The following is a 20,758-nucleotide window of genomic DNA, read 5'->3' on the forward strand; positions in this document are numbered from 1 at the left end:
AGATGCTCCGTTATCTACTCCACAAGCTCGCCTTGATCATCCCGACCGTGTTCGGCATATCGCTGGCGGCGTTCGCTTTCGTCCGGCTTCTGCCGGGCGATCCGATCCTGGCCCTTGCCGGCGAGCGCGGTGTCAGCCCCGAGCGCTACGCGCAGCTTATCGAGCAGTTTGGCTACAACCGGCCCTATGTCATCCAGTATCTGGAATATATCGGCAGGGTCCTGACCGGCGATTTCGGCATATCGATTGCCACCAAGCGGCCAGTGCTTGGCGAATTCCAGGCGCTGTTTCCGGCCACGCTGGAACTGGCGACGGTGGCGTTGATCATCGCCATTCTGCTTGGCATCCCCGCCGGCATTTTCGCTGCGGTCAAGCGCGGCTCGTGGTTCGACCAGGCGACGATGGGTGTCGCGCTGACCGGCTATTCGATGCCGATCTTCTGGTGGGGATTGCTGCTCATCATCTTCTTCTCCGGTTATCTCGGCTGGACGCCGGTTTCCGGCCGCATCGGCCTGCAGTATTTCTTCAGGCCGACAACGGGGTTCATGCTGATCGACAGCCTGATCTCCGGCAAGAGCGGCGCTTTCAAGTCCGCCGTCAGCCATTTGATCCTGCCGTCGATCGTGCTGGCGACGATCCCGCTCGCCGTCATAGCGCGCCAGACGCGCTCGGCGATGCTCGAGGTGCTGGGCGAGGACTATGTCCGCACCGCGCGCGCCAAGGGCTTGGCGCCGCGCCGTGTCATCGGGCTGCACGCTTTTCGTAACGCGCTGATCCCGGTGGTCACCACCATTGGCCTGCAGGTCGGGACGTTGATGGCGGGCGCCATTCTGACCGAGACGATCTTTTCTTGGCCCGGCATCGGCAAATGGATGGTCGACGCCATCGGCAAGCGCGACTATGTCGTCGTCCAGAGCGGATTGCTGATCATCGCGCTGATCGTTATGGCGGTGAACCTGATCGTCGACGTGCTCTACGCCGTCATCAATCCGCGCATCCGGGTGCAGTGAGATGACCGACGAATCCGCCGCCGAAGCCACCGCTGCCTCCATCCCGACCGGCGGCAGGCAACGGGCTTTCGCCGAGTTCTGGCACTACTTCTCGATGAACACCGGCGCCGTCATCGGCCTTGTCGTGTTTTCGGCGCTGGTGCTGGTGGCGATCTTTGCGCCGTTCGTCGCGCCGCATTCGCCTGACGAGCAGTTTCGCGATTCGCTGCTGGCGCCCCCTGCCTGGCAGGAAGGCGGCAAATCGTTGTTCCTGCTCGGCACCGATGCGGTCGGCCGCGACATGCTTTCGCGACTGATCTTCGGGGCGCGTTTCTCGCTGTTCATCGGCCTGGTCGTCGTTGTCTTCTCGTTGACCAGTGGCATCGTGCTTGGCGTGCTCGCCGGCTATTTCCGCGGCTGGGTCGACACGCTGATCATGCGCATCATGGATATCATCCTGGCCTTCCCGTCACTGCTTCTGGCGCTGGTGCTTGTGGCGATCCTCGGCCCTGGCCTGTTCAATGCCATGCTGGCGATCGCGCTGGTGCTGCAGCCGCACTTTGCGCGTCTCACCCGCGCCGCCGTAATGGCGGAAAAGAACCGCGAATATGTGATCTCCGCCAAGGTGGCCGGTGCCGGCCACCTTCGCTTGATGGTGAGGACGATCCTGCCGAACTGTCTTGCGCCGCTGATCGTGCAGGCAACGCTGTCCTTCTCCAACGCTATTCTCGAGGCTGCGGCGCTCGGCTTCCTCGGTGTCGGCGCGCAGCCGCCGACGCCCGAATGGGGTACAATGCTCGCTTCGGCGCGCGAGTTCATCCTGCGCGCGCCTTGGGTGGTGACCTTCCCCGGCCTTGCCATCCTGATCACTGTGCTTGCCATCAACCTGATCGGCGATGGCCTGCGCGATGCCTTCGACCCCAAGCTGAAGAGGTCATAATCCGATGCCTCTTCTCGAGATCAAGAACCTCACCGTTTCCTTCGACACCGCCGCCGGGCCGTTCATGGCGGTGCAAGGCATCGACCTGTCGGTCGAACCGCGCGAGGTGCTGGCGATTGTCGGCGAATCCGGTTCCGGCAAATCGGTGGCGATGCTGGCGGTGATGGGGCTTTTGCCCAACACGGCGACGGTGAGGGCGGACCGCATGGCCTTCGACGGCATCGACCTGCTCAAGCTCGGCCCGTCCGAGCGGCGCAAGATCGTCGGCAAGGACATCTCGATGATCTTCCAGGAGCCGGTCGCCAGCCTCAACCCATGCTTCACCGTCGGCTTCCAGATCGAAGAAGTGCTGCGCTTCCATATGGGTATGGACCGTGCCCAGCGCCGGGCGCGCGCCATCGAACTGATGACGCTGGTCGGCATCGCCGATCCCGAAGAACGGCTGGGCTCCTTCCCGCACCAGATGTCGGGCGGTCAGTGTCAGCGCGTCATGATTGCCATCGCAATCGCCTGCAATCCGAAGCTTTTGATCGCCGACGAGCCGACCACGGCACTCGATGTCACCATCCAGAAGCAGATCCTCGATCTACTGGTCGGCCTGCAGGCCAAATACGGCATGGGCCTGATCATGATCACCCACAATATGGGGGTGGTTGCCGAGACCGCCGACCGGGTCATCGTCCAGTACAAGGGCCGCAAGATGGAAGAGGCCGACGTGCTGTCGCTGTTCGAGTCCCCGAAGAGCAATTATACGCGCGCGCTCCTCTCGGCGCTGCCGGAAAACGCCGTCGGCGACCGGCTGCCGACCGTTTCCGACATGCTGTTCGAGCCGGCTCCGTCTGTAGTCGCAGCGCGATCCGCAGGGGGAACTGCCTCATGAGCGTGACGGTAGTCGAAGGCAAGAACATCGTGCGCGACTATCATGTCGGCGGCGGGCTTTTCCGCCCCTCCCGTACCGTTCATGCGGTCAAGGGCGTCTCGTTCAGCGTCGACAAGGGCAAGACGCTGGCCATCGTCGGCGAGAGCGGCTGCGGCAAGTCAACGCTGGCCCGCATCATCACCCTTATCGACCCGGCGACCTCCGGCGAGCTTTTCATCGACGGCAAGAAAGTAGATATCGCCAAGGACGGCCTGTCGAAGGAAATGCGCCGCAAGGTGCAGATCGTCTTCCAGAACCCCTATGGTTCGCTCAATCCACGCCAGAAGATCGGCGACGTGCTTGGCGAACCGCTGCTCATCAACACCGACAGCACGGCCGGCGAGCGGCGCGATCTCGCCATGAAGATGCTGAAGAAGGTCGGTCTCGGCCCCGAGCATTATAATCGCTACCCGCACATGTTTTCGGGCGGCCAGCGCCAGCGGATCGCCATTGCCCGCGCGCTGATGCTCAACCCCAGCCTTCTGGTGCTGGACGAGCCGGTCTCGGCACTTGATCTTTCGGTGCAGGCGCAGGTGCTGAATCTGCTCGCCGACCTGCAGGATGAGTTTCAGCTGACCTATGTCTTCATCAGTCACGACCTGTCGGTGGTGCGCTATATCGCCGACGATGTGATGGTGATGTATTTCGGCGAAGCGGTCGAATATGGCTCGCGCGACGAGGTCTTCGCCGACCCCAAACACAGCTATACCAAGACGCTGTTCGCGGCGACGCCGCGTGCCGACGTCGCCAGTATCAAGGCAAGGTTGGCGAAGAAGAGGGCCGCCTGATCCGGCGAGGTTTGCCGTCCGGCTACTGCTTCTCGATCCCCGAAATGCCGGCGATCCGCTCGGCGAGAAAGTCGACCAGCAGCCGCACCCGGGCAATGCCCGCACGCTCCGGAACGATCAGCATGCTCAGCGGGACGGGAGGCGGAGAATAGCCCGGCAGGACCATTTCCAGCCGGCCGGCCGCCAGAAGATCGTCGACGAGCCAGTGATGGGCAGGGGCGATACCGCGTCCGGCGACAAGGGCTTGGCGTGCGGCAAGCCCATGGTCGACCCGAAATCGACCGCCAAAGGGCACCGCAAAGCGTTCGCCGCCCGGCCCCTGCAGGGCGAGCGTGTCGCTTCCCGCGATGTTCGACATCCGGATGCCTTCATGGCCAGGCAGATCCTGCGGGACAGCCGGTCTGCCCCGCGCCGCCAGATAGGCTGGTGCCGCCACCAGCAAACGCCGGGACAGGCCGAGCGCCCGCAGTTTCATCGAGCTGTCGGTGAGCGGACCGAGGCGAAGCGCGATGTCGACGCCCTCTCGTACAAGGTCGATGCGCTCGTCGGTGAGGCTAAGATCGATGCCGATATCGGGATAGCGGTCCTGAAAGGCGAAGATCAGCCGGCTGACGTGCAAGACCCCGAGCGCGGCCGTGCAGGATATCCGGATCGTGCCGGCCGACGCGCCGCGCGTGCCCCGCGCCTCATCGCCGGCCTGCTCGACGAGGCGCAGGATCTGGACGCTGTCGGCATAGTAACGGCTGCCTTCATCGGTCATCGTGACACGCCGGGTGGTCCTGCTGAGCAAGGGCACGCCGACGGCCTCCTCGAGCTCCCGCAATTGTCGTGTGACCGTCGACTGCCCAACTCCGAGTTCGCGCGCCACCGCCGAGAGGTTGCCGCGCTCGGCGACGCGAACGAAGGTGCGCATGCGCTCGAGTGTGACGTCCGATCTATCCATTATTCGGCATAATCTTATACATTATATACATATAGCGGATCAGCCCACGGCTGGCTACCTTTGGTATCTATCGTCCTTCTGCGGAGTAGACCCATGAAAGTCCTGCTTGTTTTTGCTCATCCTGAACCGCGTTCGCTCAACGGCGCGCTGCGTGACGTCGCCATCAGGGAACTCGAGGCCCAAGGCCACGAAGTGCGGGTGTCGGATCTTTATGCCGATGGCTGGAAAGCCGAGGTGGACCGTGCCGACTTTCCGTCGTGGCCGCTCGAAGCACGCTTCCTGCCGGCTGGGGCCTCCAAAAAGGCTTTCGCAACCAACACGCTGACCGGAGACGTCAAAGCGGAGATCGACAAGCTGCTATGGGCCGACACCTTGATCCTCCAGTTCCCGCTGTGGTGGTACGCGATGCCGGCGATCCTCAAGGGCTGGGTCGACCGGGTGTACGCCTACGGCTTCGCCTATGGTGTCGGCGAGCACAGCGACAAGCGGTGGGGTGACCGCTTTGGTGAGGGAACGCTCGCCGGCAAACGCGCGATGCTGATCGTGACCACCGGCGGCTGGGAGGAGCATTATTCCGCCCGCGGCGTCAACGGCCCGATCGACGACCTGCTGTTCCCGATCAATCACGGGATCCTCTATTATCCGGGCTACGACGTGCTTCCGCCGTTCGTGGTCTACAGAGTGGACCGTTTTGGGGAGGCCGATTTCGAGCCTGTCGCGGCGCGGCTGCGCGAAAGGATGCGGACGCTCGAGACAATCCGGCCCATTCCTTATCGGCGGCAGAATGGCGGCGATTACCTGATCCCAAGCATGCAGTTGCGCCCCGGCCTGGAGAACCCAGGTGCAACCGCCTTCGCGCTCCACCAGAACGGCGCAAGCGCAGCCGGACAGCCCGATCAGGACAGCCGGGCGATGATGGCACGCAGCGCCTCGCCGAAGCGCCGGACCTCCTCGATCGTGTTGTAATGCACCAGCGAGGCGCGGACGGCGCCGCTGTCCATGCTGAGGTTGAGCCGCTTCATCAGGCGCGGCGCATACATATGGCCGTCGCGAATGCCGATCTGCATCTCGGCCATTTCCTCGACGATCCTCTGCGGCGACAGCATGCCGATGTTGAAACAGAAGGTCGGCACGCGCTCGCTGAGGCGCGCCTCGTCGGCGACACCGTAGATCGTCGCGCCGCAATCCTTGAGCACCGCCAGCATTTCGCGCGCCAGCACCTGCTCGTAGTCGCGGATGGCATTCATGCCGGCGACGATGTTGTCGCGTCGCGACCTGTTGTTCTCGGACAAGAAATTGCGACCGATCGATTCGAGATAGCGCACCGCGGCATCCATGCCGGAGACGTTCTCGTAGATGAAGGTGCCGGCCTCGATTTTGTAGGGCGGCTCGTCGGGGATGAAATCCTCGCGGAAGGTCGGCAAGCGCTTCAGCGTTTCGAAGCGGCCCCACAGGAAGCCCATATGCGGCGAGAAATTCTTGTAGCCGGAGCAGACCAGATAGTCGCAATCCCATGCCTGCACGTCGATCAGCCCGTGAGGGCCGTAATGCACGCAGTCGAGGAACACTTCGGCGCCGGCCGCATGCGCGATCCCAGCCACGGAAGCAACGTCGACGATCGAGCCGATCGAATGCGCCGTCACCGTGCAGGCGACAAGCCGGGTACGCTCGGAGACCAGCGGGCGCAAATCGTCGACATGCAGATTGCCGTCCTCGCGCATCCGCCACCATTTGAACTTGGCGCCGGCGGGCGCCAGCGCCAGCCACGTCGCGATGTTGGCATCGTGGTCCATGTCGGTGATGACGATCTCGTCACGCTCCCCATTTGGGCGCTCAGAAAGCATCTGGCCGACGCCGAGGCTGACCAGGCGGATGAACGAGGTGGCGTTCATGCCGAAACAGATCTCCGCCGGGTTGGTGGCGTTGATCAGTAAGGCCACACTTTCGCGCGCTCCGGCGACCGCTTGGTCGACGGTGACGCTGCGGCCATAGCGGCCGCCGCGCTGCACATTATGCGCGACCAGGTGGTTGGTCACCGCGTCGAGGACACTTTGCGGAATCTGCGCGCCGGCGGCATTGTCCATGAAGACGAAGTCGCCGGCCTGCTGCAGGGCGGGAAACATGGCGCGGATCTTCTCGACCGGGAAAGCTACAGCGTCGCCTGTTTTCGAAATCTGATGCTGGTTCAAGGTCGTCTCCTGCGAAGTGCCTGACGGATAGGAAAGTTGATATTTGGGAGAATTGGCGGATGGAAATCGTTGGCGACCTCAGCGGGTCTTTTCGGTCTGGAAGCGGCGTTCAAGAAGGCTGACGAGGCGGACCATCGGCCAGAGAAAGATGAGATAGACCAGCGCCGCGCCGATCAGCGGCGAGGGGTTGGCATAGAGCGATTGCGCGTTGGTCGCTTCCTTCAGCAGTTCAGGCAATGCTACCGTGGAGGCGAGCGAGGTATCCTTGAACATCGAGACGCAATTGCTGGTCATCGGCGGAATGACCACGCGGATCGCCTGCGGCAGCACCACCTTGCGCAGGGTCAGCAAAAACGGCAGGCCAAGCGCCTGCGCCGCCTCGAACTGGCCGCGCGGAATGCTTTCTATGCCGGAGCGGAACACCTCGGCCGAATAGGCTGCCATGATGATGGCGAAGGCTAGCACCGCCGAGGTCCACGACGACAAGCGAATGCCGAGGAACGGCAGCGCATAGTAGATCAGGATCAGCACGACCAGCACCGGCATCGCCCTAAAGATGTCGATGTAGCCGACCGCCAGCAGCCGAAATGGCTTTGGCGCATAGAGCCGCACTAGACTGATCGCCAGGCCGACGGGAATACCGATGCCGATGCTGAGGATTCCGAGCAGCAGCGTGTTCAGGAAACCGCGCAGCAGCGCCGGCAGGCTGGAGATCATGACGTCGGCGTTGAAGAAGGTGTCCAGCAGCGACATCGCAGCATTCCCGAAACGTTTGGCGTCCCGCGACGCTCGAGCCCAAGCCCGAAATCCGAAATCGTGCCGGCATCGAAAGCCGGCACGACATTAAGCGCGAACTGCCTCTCAGGCCTTCGGCATAGGCATTTCCTTGACGGTCGAGGAATCGGCCGGTGCGTCGCTGCCGAACCACTTCTTGTGAATCGCGGCGAGTGAGCCGTCCGTCTTCATCGCGGTCAGCGCGTCGTTCAGCTTGCCGAGCAGCGGGTGGTCCTTGGTCATCATCAGGCCGTACTGCTCGCCGGTCTTGATACGCTGCTTTACGGCGAGATCCTTCATCTTGGTGAAGGAATATTCCAGGCCCGGAATGTCGCTGACCGCCGCATCGACGCGGCCGGAGCCGAGATCGAGCAGCAAATTCTGCTGCGTGTCGTAGCCTTTCACCTCGCTGAACCCGTCCGCTTCCTGGTGCGCCTTGACCCAGGCTTCGCCAGTCGAGCCGGACAGCACGCCGACGATCTTGCCCTTGAGGTCGGCCTCGGCCTTGATTGGGCTGTCGGCCTTCGCGGCGATGCCCATGTCGGAATCATAGTAGGGCTGCGTGAACGACTGCGACTTCAGCCGCTCCGGCGTAATCGTGATCGATGAGATGGCGACGTCGATGCGCTTCGAGGTGGTGGCGGCGAACAGCGCCTGGAAACCGAGGTCGGCGATATCAGTGGTCATCCCGATACGCTTTGCCGCTTCGTTGATGATGTCGACTTCGAAACCCTCGAATGTGCCGCTCTCGTTCTTGTATTCGAAAGGCGGATTGGTCGGATAGGCGCCGACATTCAGCGTGCCTTCGGCATAGGCCGGGCCGCCGGCGATGCCGATGGCGGCCGCAAGAAGTAGCAGGTTGCGACGGGTGAAGTTCATTTTCGTTCCCTCTGGTTGTGATCGGGCGGGTTTGGCCCCGCACGGTTTTTGATGCGCCAATTGACCGGACTGCCGGAAAGCCCTCCCGGCACGGCAGTCGTAAGACATCGGATGCTATCCAAAGTACGGCGCTTTTCAAGGCGAAAGTTTAAGCTTAAAAAATTGCCGCGTGATGCCAGGCAGACGAGCTTGCAGGCGCCAAGGGCCGGTGTTTCAGGCCTACCGCCCCTCGCGGAATGCGGGTCAGTCCGGAATAACCGCCGTAGCCTGGACCTCCACCTTGGCGCGATCCTCGACCAGCGCCATCACCTGGATGGCGGCCATCGCCGGAAAATGCCGGCCGATCACCTCGCGATAGGCCTCGCCGATTCCCTTGAGATTGGCCAGATATTCGGCCTTGTCGGTAAAATACCAGGTCATGGAGGTGATGTGCTGCGGCTTGGCGTCGGCCTCGGCGAGCACGGCGACGATATTGGCCAGCGTCTGCCGCACCTGGCCGACAAGATCGTCGGTCTCGAAGCGGCCCTGTCCGTTCCAGCCGACCTGCCCGCCGACGAAGACAAGCTGCCCACGCGCGGCGACGCCATTGGCGTAGCCGACGGGTTTCGCCCAGCCTTCCGGCTGCAGGATGGTGTGCATATCAAAGCCTCCCAATGCTCAAATCCGGTCACTCAAAACTCGAAGACAATCAATTCTTCCACACAAACTCCGGTCTCAGGCCGCTCCCATCACTTGCCGTGCAATCACCACCTTCTGCACGTCGGACGCTCCCTCGTAGATGCGCAGTGCCCGGATCTCGCGATACAGTCTTTCGACGATATGGCCCTTGCGGACGCCGTCGCCGCCATGCAGCTGCACAGCCTTGTCGATCACCTCTTGCGCCTTGTCGGTGGCGAACAGCTTCGCCATAGCGGCTTCGCGGGTAACGCGAGCCGCGCCCATGTCCTTGGTCCAGGCGGCACGATAGACCAGCAACGCGGCGGCATCGACATCCAGCGCCATATCGGCGATGTGGCCCTGCACCATCTGCAACTCGGCCATGGGTGCACCGAACAGCCTGCGCTCGGCCACTCTTGTGATGCTTTCGTCCAGCGCGCGCCGGGCAAAGCCGAGCGCCGCTGCGCCGACAGTCGAACGGAACACGTCGAGCACGGACATGGCGATGCGAAAACCGTCGCCCGGCCGGCCGATCAGCGCCGAGGCTGGAACGCGGGCGTTGTCAAAGGACAGGCGGGCGAGCGGGTGCGGTGCGATCACCTCCAGCCGTTCGGCGATGGTCAGGCCTTTTGTCTCGGCCGGCGCGATGAAAGCTGAAAGCCCCTTGGCGCCGGGCGCCTCGCCGGTGCGGGCGAAAACGACGTAGAGATCAGCGATGCCGCCATTGGAGATCCAGGTCTTTTCGCCGGATAGCACGTAGCTGTCGCCATCGCGCGTTGCCGTCATCTCCATATTGGCGACGTCCGATCCCGAGCGCGGCTCCGACAGCGCGAAAGCCGAAATCGCCTTGCCGGCGCGCGTCTTCGCCAGCCAGCGCTGCTGGTCGGGCGTGCCGAACAGGCTGAGTGCGCCTGTGCCGAGCCCTTGCATAGCGAAGGCGAAATCGGCCAGCCCGTCATGCCGGGCCAGCGTCTCGCGCGTGAGGCACAGCGTCCGCACGTCGAGCGGCCCAGAGTTTTCGGTGTCGAGTGCAGTCGGCTTCAGCCAGCCGTCCTGGCCGAGTTTGGCTACCAGCTCGCGGCAGGCGGCGTCGACATCGTCATGCGAGACCGGCAGGTTTTTCGCGCACCATGCTTCCAGCCGCTCGGCCAGCTCACGATGGTGGTCCTCGAAGAACGGCCAGGAGAGGAAGGATCGGTCAGGCATGACTGCCTCCGCTCTGCTTCGGGCCTGCCAACCTGTCCATTCCCGGGGATGCAGCTTCCATGCTAATTTCCCTCGAACACCGGTTTTTCCTTGGCGACGAAAGCCGTGTACGCCCGCTCGAAATCGCCCGTCTGCATGCAGATCGCCTGCGCCTGCGCTTCCGCTTCGATCGCCTGGTCGAGGCCCATCGACCATTCCTGGTTCAGCTGCGTCTTGGTGATGCCATGGGCGAAGGTCGGGCCGGAAACGATGCGCGCGGCCATGTCGAGCGCGTCGGCCTCGAGCACTTCGGCATCGACCAACCGGTTGTAGAAGCCCCAGCGCTCGCCTTCCTCGGCACTCATCGTGCGGCCGGTATAGAGCAGCTCGGCGGCGCGGCCCTGGCCGATGATGCGCGGCAGGATCGCGCAGGCGCCCATGTCGCAGCCGGCAAGACCAACGCGGGTGAACAGGAAAGCCGTTTTGGCCTGTTGCGTGGCGATGCGGATGTCGGAGGCCATGGCGATAATTGCGCCGGCGCCGACCGCCACGCCGTCGACCGCCGCAATAATCGGCTTGCCGCAATTCAGCATCGCCTTGACGAAATCGCCGGTCATGCGGGTGAAGGCGAGCAGCGCCTTCATGTCCATCTTGACCAGTGGACCGATAATGTCGTGGACATCGCCGCCGGAGCAGAAATTGCCGCCATTGGGCAGGAACACCACGGCATCGACATCGTCGGCGTAGACGAGGTCGCGAAAAGTGTCACGCAATTCGGCATAGCTATCGAAGGTCAGCGGGTTCTTGCGTTCGGGCCGGTCGAGCCGGATTTTTGCGATCTTGCCTTCGACCTGCCAGAGGAAATGCTTCGGCTTGCGGCCGGCCATCTTTGTCATTCCCGTCCCTCCCAATTGCTGCGGAAGGAGGTCAGCATGCCGGTCAGCCGGCGCGCCTCGTCCTCGCTCACATTGCCCAGCAACTCGCCGACCCATTTTTCATGTGCGGCGGCGATAACGGAGAAAGTCTTCGACCCCTCTTCCGTCAGCCGAACCACCGAGGTGCGGCGGTCGCCATTGCGTCGGGCCCGCATGACCAATCCTTCCGAGACCAGCCGGTCGATAATGCCGGTGACATTGCCGTTGGACACCAGCAGGAAGCGCGACAGGTCGCTCATCAGCATGCCTTCCGGCGCGCGATAGAGCGCCGCCATCACGTCGAAGCGCGGCAGCGTGGTGCTGAATTCCTGCCGCAAGCGTTCGCGCAGTTCGGCCTCGATGGTGCGCGAGGCGCGCAGCAGGCGTATCCACAGCCGCAGGCGGTCCTTGCCGGGTCCGGACGGGGCGGGCAGGGGACCGGCTACCATGTCTCACCTCCGGAGATCGAAATCGTCTGCCCGGTGATCGACCGGGCGGCATCGCCGCACAGATGAAGCACGGCGGCCGCGACCTCTTGTGGCTGGATGAAGCGGCCTTGCGGGTTGGTCGAGGCAAGGCTTGTCCGTGCCTGCTCGGCCGAGCGGCCGGTCGTTTCGGCGATGCGCTGGACGGCGCCTTCCAGCATCTCGGTTTCGACGAAACCCGGGCACACCGCATTTACGGTCACGCCGGACTTGGCGGTCTCGACGGCAAGTGCCCGCATCAGGCCGACGACGCCATGCTTGGCTGCGACATAAGCTGCGACATAGGGATAGCCTTTCAGTCCGGCGGTGGAAGCGATGAATATGATACGGCCCGTCTTGCGCGCGGCCATGCCGGCCAGCGCCGGCTTCACGGTCAGGTACGCACCGGTCAGGTTGACGTCGAGCGTGCGCTGCCAGTCTGCCAGCGAGGTCCGTTGCGCCGGCGCACTGCCGGACATGCCGGCATTGGCGACGACGATGTCGAATGGTCCACGTGCCGCTTCCGCGGCCTCGTGTAGCGACGCCATTGCCGCTTCGTCGGTGACATCGGCGACAATGGCGAAGATGCGCTTGTTCTCAGCGGCGACCGCAGCCAGCGGCTCTTCACGCCGGCCGCAGATGGTCACGTCGATGCCGGCGCCGGCAAGCGCCAGCGCGATCGCGCGGCCGACGCCGGATCCGCCGCCGGTGACCAGCGCATGCCGCCCCGAAATCGTCGCGGCGGCACTCATACTTTCAGCCCCGCTGCTGCTTCGCGTTCGGCCAGCCGGTAGAGCTGGTCGCGGCCGGGCAGATAGGGATCCGGCCATTTGACGCCGCGATCGCCAAGCGTGACGGCCGCATGCAGCGTCCAATAGGGATCGGCAAGATGTGGCCTCGCCAGTGCGACGAGATCGGCCCGGCCGGCCATCAGGATCGAATTGACATGGTCCGGCTCATAGATATTGCCGACCGCCATGGTCGCCATGCCGACCTCGTTGCGGATGCGGTCGGAAAACGGCGTCTGGAACATGCGGCCATAGACCGGCCTTGCCACGGCCGAAGTCTGGCCGGCCGACACGTCGCAGATGTCGACGCCGGCTTCATGCAGCAGCCGCGCGATCTCGACGGCATCGGCCGGCGTCACGCCCTCGATGCCGAGCCAGTCATTGGCGGAGATGCGCATTGAGATCGGCTTCTCGGCCGGCCATGCGGCGCGCACCGCATGAAAGATTTCCAAGGGATAGCGCATGCGGTTTTCCAGCGAGCCGCCATAGGCGTCGGTGCGCCGGTTGGTCAAGGGCGTGATGAAGGAGGACAGGAGATAGCCGTGCGCGGCGTGGATTTCGAGCATGTCGAAGCCGCAGCGCGCCGCCATCTCGGCCGAAGCGACAAACTGCTCGCGCACCATATCCATGTCGGCGCGGTCCATCGCCTTCGGCATCTGGTTCTGCGGCGACCACGGCACGGAAGATGCCGCCATCACAGGCCAGTTGCCCGAGGTCAGCGGCACGTCGGTTCCTTGCCAGCCGAGCCTAGTTGACCCCTTGGCGCCCGAATGGCCGATCTGGGCACAGATCTTGGCCTCCGTCTCGGCATGGACGAAATCGACCAGCCGCTTCCAGGCGACCCCGTGCTCGGGCGCATAGAAACCGGGGCAACCCGGCGTGATGCGGCCTTCCGGGCTGACGCAGGTCATCTCGATGTAGACGAGACCGGCGCCGCCTTTGGCCCGTTCGGCATAGTGGGCGAAATGCCAGTCGGTCGGACAGCCGTCAACCGCCTTGTACTGCGCCATAGGCGAGACGACGACGCGGTTCTGCAGCACCATGTCGCGCAGCCGGAAAGGCGCAAACATCGGCGTGCGGCGCAGACTGTTGCCGCCGGCGCCGGCCTGACGCTGGAACCATTCCTCGGCGCCGGCAAGCCATTCGGCGTCGCGCAGCCGCAAATTCTCGTGACTTATGCGCTGCGAACGCGTCAGCAGCGAGTAGTTGAACTGCACCGGATCGAGGCCGAGATAGCGCTCGACCTCTTCGAACCATTCGAGGGAATTGCGCGCCGCCGACTGCAGCTTCAGCACCTCGGTGCGCCGCGCGTCCTCATATTTGCGGAAGGCTGCTTCGAGGTCTGGCTCGGACTCGACATAGTCGGCCAGCGCCACCGCGCTTTCCAGCGCCAGCTTGGTGCCGGAACCGATCGAGAAATGCGCGCTCGCCGCGGCGTCGCCCATCAGCGCCAGATTCTTGTAGGACCAGCGTTCGCACAAGATGCGCGGAAAATTGATCCAGGCCGAGCCGCGGATGTGATTGGCGTTGGTCATCAGCTCGTGGCCGCCCAGATGGCTGGCAAAGATGCGCTCGCAGACGGCAATCGATTCCTGCTGCGACATCGCGCCGAAGCCGAATCGCTGCCAGGTCTGCTCGCTGCATTCGACGATGAAGGTCGCGGTGTCGCTGTCGAACTGGTAGGCATGCGCCCACACCCAGCCATGCTCGGTTTTTTCGAAGATGAAGGTGAAGGCGTCGTCGAATTTCTGACGGGTGCCGAGCCAGACGAACTTGCACTTGCGGACATCGATATCGGGCTTGAACACGTCGACGAAGCTGGCGCGGGCTTTCGAGTTCAGCCCGTCGGCGGCGACGACCAGATCGTGCGTCTCCATATACGGCCTGGGGTCGGCGATATCGGTCTCGAAGACTAGCTTGACGCCGAGTTCGCGCGCCCGCCGCTGCAAAAGGGTGAGCAGCCGCTTGCGGCCGATGCCGCAAAAACCGTGGCCGGTCGAGACCGTGCGCACGCCGTCATGGATGACGGCGATATCGTCCCAATAGGCGAAATGCTTGCGGATCCAGACGGCGCTGACCGGATCGTTCCTGGTCAGGTTTTCCAGCGTTTCGGCCGACAACACGACGCCCCAACCGAACGTATCGTCGGCACGGTTGCGCTCGAACACCGTCACCTCATGCGCGGCGTCCCTGAGCTTCATCGAAATGGCAAAGTAGAGGCCGGCTGGTCCACCGCCGAGAACCGCAACCTTCATTGTGCGATCTCCTCTTCGCTTCTGTTTGTCGAGTTTACGCCTGAGGCTGATTAATTCAAGCTTGAAGTTTCAAGATTGAAACAATCCGCTTCGGATGACTCCGACTTGCCGTCGGTCGGTTTCAACAGGGCGCGTAATATCCCGGCTATTTTTCCGGGTTCTTCGGGCTCCACAGCACCGTTTCTGCATCTTTTTCATAAGCCATGCCATTGGGATAGCTGATTGCTTCCAACTGCAAGCCCCAGGGCGCCTGGAAATAAAGGATGGTCTGGCCGGCGGCCGGGCCTTCGGTAACCGGCAGCGGCCCCATACGCGTCTTGATGCCCCTTTGATCGAGATAGGCTTTTGCGGCGGCGATATCGTCGACATAGAAGGCGATGTGGAAGCCGCCTATGTCGCTGTTGCGGGGCGTCAGGTCCTTCTGGTCCGGTGCAGTGTATTTGAACAGCTCGATGTTCGACCCGTGTCCGCAGCGGACCAGGGTGATCTCCTCGATCACCGCCTTGGGATCGACGCCCAGCAGATCCTGCATGAATGTGCCCTTGTCGTCGGCGAACGGACCGAAGGACATCGCCTTCTTGCAGCCGACCACCTCGGTAAAGAAATCGACCGCCTGCTTCATGTCGGGGACAGTAATGCCGGTGTGGTCGTGGCCGCGCATGCCGGGAATGGAGCTGGCACAAGCGGTGCCGATGCTTCCCAGCACGGTGGCTGCAAGCGTAGCGTATCGGATTGCATTCTTCATATCTGTCATCCTCCATCGCGGGACACTTGCGGACGCACGCCCGAGGCCCGCTCTTCGGCGTGCGGTTGAAGTTGCAGGTGTTTCATGCCGGCGCCTTTGCGGCGGGCAGTAGCCAGCCGTCATCGATCTCGGGCAGTGGAATGGCGGCGATGAGGTCGCGCGTGTAGGCCTGCTGCGGGTGCTCGAACAAAGCGTCGGTCGCGCTGGCTTCGACAATCGCCCCTTCGCGCATGACGATCACTTGCCGGCAGAGCCGCCGGATCACCGACAGGTCGTGGCTGATGAAGGCAACGGTCAGGCCCATTTCGGCTGCGAGTTTTTCCAGCAGCGTCAGGATTTGCGCCTGGGTCGACACATCGAGGCCGGAGACGATTTCGTCGGCCAGTACGAATTTCGGCGACAGTGCCAAGGCGCGGGCAATGCCGACGCGCTGGCGCTGGCCGCCCGACAGTTCGTGGCGGTAGCGGCTGGCGAAACCTTGCGGCAGGCCGACGCGCTGCAGCGCCTCCGCGACACGGTCCCTGAGATTGTCGCCAAGCCCGTTTTGCTTCAGGGGTGCTGCGATGATGCTGAAGATGGTGCGGCGCGGATTGAGCGACGACATCGGGTCCTGGAAGATCATCTGCAGATTGCGACGCAGCGGCCGGAGTTCCGCCTCGGGCAGATGCGTGATGTCGCGGCCGTCGAAAATGACATTGCCGGCGCTGGGCTCCAAAAGGCGCACCAGCGTGCGGCCAAGCGTCGATTTGCCGGAGCCGGATTCGCCGACGATGCCGGTCACCGATCCCCTTGGCAGGTCGAAATCCAGCCCTTTCAGGATCTCGGCCTGCGGCGCCCGGCCGATCAGCGGCTTGCGCGTCATGTCGGGCAACGCAACCTTCAGTCCGCGCACGGAAAATAGCGGCTCAGCCATGCGGCCGCCTCCATGCCCGGTCGGCGGCGGCGATCTCCGCGGCCAGCCCGGCCAGTACCTTGTCGTCGACCGGCTTCAGCGACGCGAACGGATCGGTGTAGCGCGGCGTCGCCGCCATCAGTGCCCGCGTATAAGGATGCTGCGGTGAAGCGAAGAGGGCTGCCGTCTCGGCCTCCTCCACCACCTTGCCGGCATAGAGCACCGAAACTTTCTGGCTGATCTTAGCAACGACACCGAGATCGTGAGTGACGAACAGGATCGCCGTGCCGTGCTCGCGCTGCAATTGCGCGATCAGCCGCAGTATCTGCTTCTGCACCGTCACGTCGAGCGCCGTTGTCGGCTCGTCGGCGACGATCAGCCTTGGCTCGGCCGCGAACGCGGCGGCGATCAGCACGCGCTGGCGCATGCCGCCGGACAGCTCGTGCGGATAGCTTTTGAGCACACGGTCCGGGTCGCGGATCTGCACCTCGTCCAGCAGCTGGCGGATGCGGGCATCGGCCTTCTCACCGCTCCAGCCGAGGATGCGCACCAGCCGGTCGGTCATCTGCGGGCCGATGCGACGCGACGGGTTGAGGGCGGTCAGCGGATCCTGCGGGATCAGCGCGGTGCGCGCGCCGATCAGCGCACGTCTTGCCTTGGGCGCCAGCCGGCCGAGGTCCTCGCCTTCGAGCAGCATATCGCCTTCGACGATGCGCACGCTCAGTGGCAGCACGCCGAGCACCGCCTTGCCGATCATCGTCTTGCCGGCGCCGCTCTCGCCAACCAGCGCGCGAACCTCGCCGGGCTGAACGGAGAGCGATACCGAGCGCAACACGCGTACGCCATTCGGCAGCACCGCGCTCAAGTCTCTGATGGCAAGGCACGGTTTCGCGTTCATCGCAGCACCGGATCGAAACGCGCCCTGAGGCCCTCGCCGAACTGGCTGAACGACAGCACCGTCAGGATCAGAGTGACCAGCGGAAACACCAGCACCCACCAGGCCTGATGGATCGACAGGCGACCCTCGGCGATGATGCTGCCCCAGGTCGGGTCGTCGGTCGAGATCGACAGATTGACGAAGGACAGGATCGCCTCGACGATGACGGCGATACCCATTTCGAGCGATAGCAGCGCCACGATCGACGGCACCACGTTGGGCAGCACCTCGCGCAGCATGATGCCGATCCGGCCGTAGCCGGCGATGCGGGCGTTCTCGACATAGTCCATGCGCGACTGGCCCATGGTCTCGGCGCGGATCACCCGGCAGAAGCGCGTCCAGTCGATGACAACGATGGCGATGATGACCGAGCTCAATCCGGTGCCGAGCACGGCGACCAGGAGGATTGCGAACAGCACCGGCGGAAACGCCATCCAGATATCGACGATACGCGAGATGATGCGGTCGGCCAAGCCGCCGAAATAGCCGGCGATCAGCCCGAGCGCCGAGCCGACCAGGCATGCAGCGATAGCCGCTGCGAAGGCGACAATGAAGGCGATGCGGGCACCGAAGATCAACCGCGACAACAAATCCCGGCCGAGGCTGTCTGTGCCGAGCCAATAGCCAGGCTCGGCGCCATTCAGCCAGAATGGCGGCAGCCGCTCCAGCATCAGATCCTGCGCCAGTGGGTCTTGCGGTGCGACCAGCGGCGCGAAGATCGCGGCAAGCAAAGCCAGCAATAGCCAGCCGCCGGCAAGCCACAGCCTTGCGCCCGAGCCATGTCTCGAAATACGCCCCTCATCCATGGCGCAGCCTCGGATTGAGCAGCGCATACATCATGTCGACGGCAAGGTTGATCAGCACGAACAGCAGTGCGAAGACCAGCACGATGCCCTGGATCAGCGGCAGGTCGCGATTGATGACGGCATCGATCGCCATATTGCCGAGACCTTCATAGGAAAACAGCCGCTCGACAATGACCGTACCGCCGATCAGGAAGGTGAATTGCACGCCGACCAAAGTGAGCGTCGGAAGCGCGGCGTTCTTCAGCGCCTCGCGTAAGATGACCTGCGTTTCCGAAAAGCCCTTCACCCGCGCCAGCACGACATAGTCGAGATCGAGCACTTCCTTGAGAGACTGTTTCAACAACTGCGAAATGATCGCGGCAAGCGGCAGCGCCAGTGCAATCGCCGGCATCAGCATGTGCGCCAGCAGGTCCTTGGTCAGGTCGAAGCGCAGCCGCACGATGCTCTCAAACAGATAGAATTGCGTGACGAAGGGCAGGTCGAGTTGCGGCGACACCCGGCCGGAAATGTCGAAAACCGGCACCAGCACGCCGAACAAAAGGATCAGCACCAAGCCCCACAGGAAATCGGGAATCGAGAGCGCCGCACCGCTGGCGATGTCGATGCCTGCCTCGACCGCGGTGCCGCGTTCGCACGCGCCGAGGATCGCCGTCGTGCCGCCGATCGCCAGCGCCATCAAGAGCGCGACGATCGCGAGTTCCAGCGTCGCCGGCAGGCGGTTGAAGACCAGCCCCAGAACATCCTGCCGGAGCGAAATCGAAGTGCCGAAATCACCTCTGATGACACCGGCCAGCCAGATGAAGAATTGCTGGACGATGGTCTTGTCCAGCCCGTAAAGCGCGCGCAGACGCGCGATGTCGGCATCGGTGGCACCGGGCGGCAGCATCATCGCGATCGGATCGCCGGGGGCGACACGGATCACGACGAAGACCACGACGGCGACGCCGAACAGCGTGATCGCCATCGTCAGAAGACGGATCAGGAATCTCTGCAGCAGCATGGTCGCCCGTGGCGGAAAATGCGCGCCGTCGTTCTGGACGGCGCGCGGCAAGCCCAGGACCGTCTCAGGCCGGGGTCATCAGCGCCGGCAAAAGCGCGCCGGACACATGCTGCACGACATTGACGCCCTTGGCATGCACGATCGGCTGCGCATACTGGATCAGCGGCAGCACATAGGCCTGCTCGGCAATGTACTTGTCGACGGCCTTCCAGCCGGCAATGCGCTTGACCTCGTCCTTCTCGCCCCATAGCGGGTTGATCATGTCGATCAAATCCTGGCTGTCCCACACCGAATGCGGGCTCGGGCCATACATGGCAAAGCCGGTCGAGGTGGTGGGGTCGCCGATGGCATTGCCCCAATTGTAGAAGGCGGCTGGTGCCAGCTTGTCGGCGGCGCGCAGTTCGTAGTGCTTGGCGATCTCGTAGACCTCAATCGTCGCCTCGATGCCGACCTTGCGCCACATGCCGACGATCGCCTGGATCATCTCGTAATCTTTGGGCTTGAAGCCCTTCGTCGTCTGTATCGTGAACTTGACCGGTTTTTCCGGCGAATAGCCGGATGCCGCCAGCAATTCCTTGGCCTTCTCCGGGTTATGCTCGACCTTGATCGACGGATCGTAAGCCGCGTATTCCGGCGTTTCCAGCGTATCGATCGGCTGGCCGTAGCCGCGCAGCAGTCGGTCGACGAGCAGCTTCTTGTCAACCGCCATCACCGCCGCCTGGCGCACGTTCTTGTCCAGCATCACGTCGATGTCGTTGAAGAAGATCATGCCGATGTCGGAAACGTTCTTGCAAGAGCCTGCAAGCTCTTCCGTGGCGATCAGGCGGTCATACTCCTCATAGGGAATTTCGAGCGTCACCTGCGAGGAACCGGACTCGATCTCGGCGACGCGGCTCGCCGCGTCGGTGACGAACTTGATGGTCACGTTCTCGAAGGCCGGCTTGCCGCCCCAGTAGTTGGGATTGGCCTTGAGCCGCAGGAAGGCGTTGCGCTCGAATTTGTCGACCATATAGGGGCCGGTGCCGATCGGGGCTTTCTCGAAGCCCTCGGCGCCGACCTTCTCGTAATAGGCCTTCGGCATGATGTAGCCGGTGAGGAACGACATCCACTTGAAATACACCGGGTCGAACTGCACGATATCGCCGGTGATCTTGTTACCGTCGATCTTGAAGTTGTTGACGTTCTTCCAGACGAACTGGATCGGATTGCCGGTCTTTTCGTCGCCCGCCCGCTGCAACGACCAGACCACGTCTTCGGCCGTGAACGGCGAGCCGTCATGCCAGGTGACGCCCTCGCGCACCGTCATCGTGATCTTGCTGCGATCCTCGTTCCAGCCCCATTCGGTAAGCAGGCCGGAAGCGAAGGAAAGGTCCGGCTTCTGCGGGATGAACTGGTCGAACACCGACTGGTAGAGGCCCTGGATGGTCGGGTTGACCGCCGAAGGCCCGGTGGTCGGGTCCCAGGACGGCAGGTTGACATTGTAGGCGATGGTCAGTTCGCCGGCTGCCTTGGCGATTTGCGGCAGGCCGATGACGGTGGCGCCAAGCGCCGCTGCGCCATATCCAAGCAATTCTCGTCTGTTGATTGTCATGGTCGTTCCCCTGTTGGTTTTTATGCGCGGTGTCGCTGTCGATTGGTGGGTTCAGGCTCCTGGGCAACCGCGCACTGTCCTCCTTCACCCTAAATGAAAAATG

21 protein-coding genes are annotated in these 20,758 nt (G+C 63.2%); 5 read left to right on the forward strand and 16 right to left on the reverse strand.

Translation table 11 applies throughout. The features are described from left to right. Positions 1–2 precede the first annotated feature (2 nt). Genes NKJ94_RS01795 through NKJ94_RS01810 form a run of 4 tightly spaced genes read left to right on the forward strand, consistent with a single transcriptional unit; the run spans position 3 to position 3,636 of the window. The gene (locus NKJ94_RS01795) at positions 3–1,010 is read left to right on the forward strand and encodes an ABC transporter permease subunit (protein WP_352522673.1); all 1,008 of its coding nucleotides are present in this window, start codon (positions 3–5) and stop codon (positions 1,008–1,010) included. A 1-nt stretch (position 1,011) separates the two neighbouring features. Further along, positions 1,012–1,929, forward strand: a complete 918-nt coding sequence (locus NKJ94_RS01800) for an ABC transporter permease subunit (protein ID WP_352522674.1) — start codon at positions 1,012–1,014, stop codon at positions 1,927–1,929. Between the two features lie 4 nt (positions 1,930–1,933). After that, positions 1,934–2,809 (forward strand): ABC transporter ATP-binding protein, encoded by an 876-nt coding sequence (locus NKJ94_RS01805; RefSeq protein ID WP_352522675.1) that lies wholly within the window; start codon positions 1,934–1,936, stop codon positions 2,807–2,809. Then, on the forward strand, positions 2,806–3,636 hold the full coding sequence (locus NKJ94_RS01810; protein WP_352522676.1) for a dipeptide ABC transporter ATP-binding protein: 831 nt from the start codon (positions 2,806–2,808) through the stop codon (positions 3,634–3,636). The genes NKJ94_RS01805 and NKJ94_RS01810 overlap by 4 nt, the downstream gene beginning before the upstream one ends. Before the next feature lie 22 nt (positions 3,637–3,658). On the opposite strand, the gene NKJ94_RS01815 is transcribed toward NKJ94_RS01810, so the two are convergent. After that, on the reverse strand, positions 3,659–4,579 hold the full coding sequence (locus NKJ94_RS01815; RefSeq protein WP_352522677.1) for a LysR family transcriptional regulator: 921 nt from the start codon (positions 4,577–4,579) through the stop codon (positions 3,659–3,661). 93 nt (positions 4,580–4,672) lie between these two features. Between NKJ94_RS01815 and NKJ94_RS01820 the strand changes: the two genes are divergently transcribed. Then, entirely contained in the window at positions 4,673–5,545 is an 873-nt protein-coding gene (locus tag NKJ94_RS01820; RefSeq protein ID WP_352522678.1) for an NAD(P)H-dependent oxidoreductase, read from the forward strand. Here NKJ94_RS01820 and NKJ94_RS01825 read toward each other — a convergent pair. The 15 genes from NKJ94_RS01825 to NKJ94_RS01895 all read right to left on the reverse strand — a co-directional run bounded on the left by NKJ94_RS01825 (position 5,476) and on the right by NKJ94_RS01895 (position 20,655). Further along, positions 5,476–6,768, reverse strand: a complete 1,293-nt coding sequence (locus NKJ94_RS01825) for a cysteine desulfurase-like protein (protein WP_352522679.1) — start codon at positions 6,766–6,768, stop codon at positions 5,476–5,478. The two genes, NKJ94_RS01820 and NKJ94_RS01825, sit on opposite strands and share 70 nt — an antisense overlap. A gap of 78 nt (positions 6,769–6,846) precedes the next feature. After that, positions 6,847–7,521: an amino acid ABC transporter permease gene (locus NKJ94_RS01830; protein ID WP_352522680.1), complete on the reverse strand. Its 675-nt coding sequence runs from the start codon at positions 7,519–7,521 to the stop codon at positions 6,847–6,849. A 108-nt stretch (positions 7,522–7,629) separates the two neighbouring features. Continuing rightward, positions 7,630–8,421: an ABC transporter substrate-binding protein gene (locus tag NKJ94_RS01835; RefSeq protein WP_352522681.1), complete on the reverse strand. Its 792-nt coding sequence runs from the start codon at positions 8,419–8,421 to the stop codon at positions 7,630–7,632. Between the two features lie 243 nt (positions 8,422–8,664). Continuing rightward, the gene (locus tag NKJ94_RS01840) at positions 8,665–9,060 is read right to left on the reverse strand and encodes a RidA family protein (protein WP_352522682.1); all 396 of its coding nucleotides are present in this window, start codon (positions 9,058–9,060) and stop codon (positions 8,665–8,667) included. A gap of 75 nt (positions 9,061–9,135) precedes the next feature. Beyond that, entirely contained in the window at positions 9,136–10,284 is a 1,149-nt protein-coding gene (locus NKJ94_RS01845; RefSeq protein ID WP_352522683.1) for an acyl-CoA dehydrogenase family protein, read from the reverse strand. A 62-nt stretch (positions 10,285–10,346) separates the two neighbouring features. Continuing rightward, positions 10,347–11,159 (reverse strand): enoyl-CoA hydratase family protein, encoded by an 813-nt coding sequence (locus tag NKJ94_RS01850; protein ID WP_352522684.1) that lies wholly within the window; start codon positions 11,157–11,159, stop codon positions 10,347–10,349. After that, the gene (locus NKJ94_RS01855) at positions 11,156–11,626 is read right to left on the reverse strand and encodes a MarR family winged helix-turn-helix transcriptional regulator (protein WP_352522685.1); all 471 of its coding nucleotides are present in this window, start codon (positions 11,624–11,626) and stop codon (positions 11,156–11,158) included. Before NKJ94_RS01855 ends, NKJ94_RS01850 begins: the two co-directional genes overlap by 4 nt. Further along, positions 11,620–12,393: an SDR family NAD(P)-dependent oxidoreductase gene (locus tag NKJ94_RS01860; protein ID WP_352522686.1), complete on the reverse strand. Its 774-nt coding sequence runs from the start codon at positions 12,391–12,393 to the stop codon at positions 11,620–11,622. The genes NKJ94_RS01855 and NKJ94_RS01860 overlap by 7 nt, the downstream gene beginning before the upstream one ends. After that, positions 12,390–14,684: a bifunctional salicylyl-CoA 5-hydroxylase/oxidoreductase gene (locus NKJ94_RS01865; protein ID WP_352522687.1), complete on the reverse strand. Its 2,295-nt coding sequence runs from the start codon at positions 14,682–14,684 to the stop codon at positions 12,390–12,392. The genes NKJ94_RS01860 and NKJ94_RS01865 overlap by 4 nt, the downstream gene beginning before the upstream one ends. A 145-nt stretch (positions 14,685–14,829) precedes the next feature. Then, entirely contained in the window at positions 14,830–15,429 is a 600-nt protein-coding gene (locus tag NKJ94_RS01870; RefSeq protein WP_352522688.1) for a VOC family protein, read from the reverse strand. An 82-nt stretch (positions 15,430–15,511) separates the two neighbouring features. Beyond that, entirely contained in the window at positions 15,512–16,342 is an 831-nt protein-coding gene (locus NKJ94_RS01875) for an ATP-binding cassette domain-containing protein (RefSeq protein WP_352522689.1), read from the reverse strand. Beyond that, positions 16,335–17,219, reverse strand: coding sequence for an ABC transporter ATP-binding protein (locus tag NKJ94_RS01880; protein ID WP_352522690.1), 885 nt, complete (start codon positions 17,217–17,219; stop codon positions 16,335–16,337). The genes NKJ94_RS01875 and NKJ94_RS01880 overlap by 8 nt, the downstream gene beginning before the upstream one ends. Continuing rightward, complete coding sequence (locus NKJ94_RS01885; protein ID WP_352522691.1) at positions 17,216–18,064, reverse strand: ABC transporter permease; 849 nt, start codon at positions 18,062–18,064, stop codon at positions 17,216–17,218. The genes NKJ94_RS01880 and NKJ94_RS01885 overlap by 4 nt, the downstream gene beginning before the upstream one ends. After that, positions 18,057–19,064 carry an ABC transporter permease gene (locus NKJ94_RS01890; protein ID WP_352522777.1) on the reverse strand — a complete coding sequence of 336 codons (1,008 nt, stop codon included), beginning with the start codon at positions 19,062–19,064 and terminating at the stop codon, positions 18,057–18,059. Before NKJ94_RS01890 ends, NKJ94_RS01885 begins: the two co-directional genes overlap by 8 nt. A gap of 64 nt (positions 19,065–19,128) precedes the next feature. Beyond that, positions 19,129–20,655, reverse strand: a complete 1,527-nt coding sequence (locus NKJ94_RS01895) for an ABC transporter substrate-binding protein (protein ID WP_352522692.1) — start codon at positions 20,653–20,655, stop codon at positions 19,129–19,131. Positions 20,656–20,758 lie beyond the last annotated feature (103 nt).

The sequence above is a fragment of the Mesorhizobium sp. M0060 genome, from assembly GCF_040323155.1.
Taxonomy (GTDB): Bacteria; Pseudomonadota; Alphaproteobacteria; order Rhizobiales; family Rhizobiaceae; genus Mesorhizobium.